The organism is Ensifer sp. GW823-FHT05D09, from assembly GCF_058795755.1.
Window position 1 is genome coordinate 1 of record NZ_JBXAIA010000032.1, and the last position, 1046, is coordinate 1046.

The following is a 1046-nucleotide window of genomic DNA, read 5'->3' on the forward strand; positions in this document are numbered from 1 at the left end:
CAGCACGTCGCCCTTCCTGACGTGGGTGCCGTTCTTGACGGGGATGGCCGAGACGATGCCGCCGTCGCGGTGCTGGATCAGCTTGACCTGCTGGGAAACGGCGACCTGGCCCTGGGTGATGACGGCGCCCGACAGCTTCGCCTGGGCCGCCCAGCCGCCGATGCCGAACACCAGCGTGGCGGCAAAGATCGCCGACACAGCGATGCGCGAGGTGATGCCGAACTGCGGCTTCTCGGCCGGCAGGGCTATCGTGTCGGCCGCCTCTGTCGTGCTCTTGTGCGTGGTCTTCATGGTCTTCTTCTCCCGATAACGCGTGACGACTGGGTTTTATCGTTGTTCAGACGGTGTCTCTCGGCTGGTCGGCCGGGCTTTCGGTTGCCGCCAGGATAAAATCCTGTTCGGTGAGCTCGTGGCGGCCGGCGATCAGGAATTGCAGATCCTCGTCGCGTTCAAGGTCGACGACGGCGTGCACGACGGTGCGCTCGCCGTCGCCAAAGGCCTCGTGATAGAAGGTGATCTGGTGCACCGGCGGTGCTTGCCCATCCTCCAGCAGTCCGCCGAAGACGAGCCCACCGATGGCTTCGGCGATCTTCGACAGGTCGACGCGATCGCCGACCTGGAAGTCGCGGATCTCGTCGCGACCGCTGCCGTCATTGGCGAGCGCCGCGGTCGTGCGGAAGACGAAGATGTCGGCGCCTTCGCCACCGGCGAGGAAGTTGACGGCATTGCCGGCAACGAGAACGTCGTCGCCCTTGCCGCCGACAGCACCTTCGACCGAGGTCAAAAGGTCCGAGCCGATCTCCACACCCTCAGCCGTGCCACGGTCGAGGTCGATCACGACGGCCCGGGTCGCTGCCGAAGCGTCGTAGGTGTCGATCGCCTCGTTGCCGTCAATCAGGTCGTTGCCGTCGTCGCCGTTCGCATCCGGCGCGATCACCACCAGGAACGTGTCGTTGCCGGTGTTGCCCTCCAACGTGTCTCTGCCGCCGCCCCCGACGAGGACATCGTCGCCGCCGCGGCCACGCAGTATGTCGTTGCCGTCGCCG

General features: G+C 66.0%; 1 protein-coding gene and 1 pseudogene. Both read right to left on the reverse strand.

Annotated features, from left to right (window positions below):
• Positions 1-291 (reverse strand): annotated as a pseudogene (locus AC1Q80_RS30780) (HlyD family type I secretion periplasmic adaptor subunit); the annotation flags it as partial.
• A gap of 46 nt (positions 292-337) precedes the next feature.
• The coding region (locus AC1Q80_RS30785) for a M10 family metallopeptidase C-terminal domain-containing protein (RefSeq protein WP_492362934.1) at positions 338-1046 on the reverse strand (709 nt) is incomplete at its 5' end.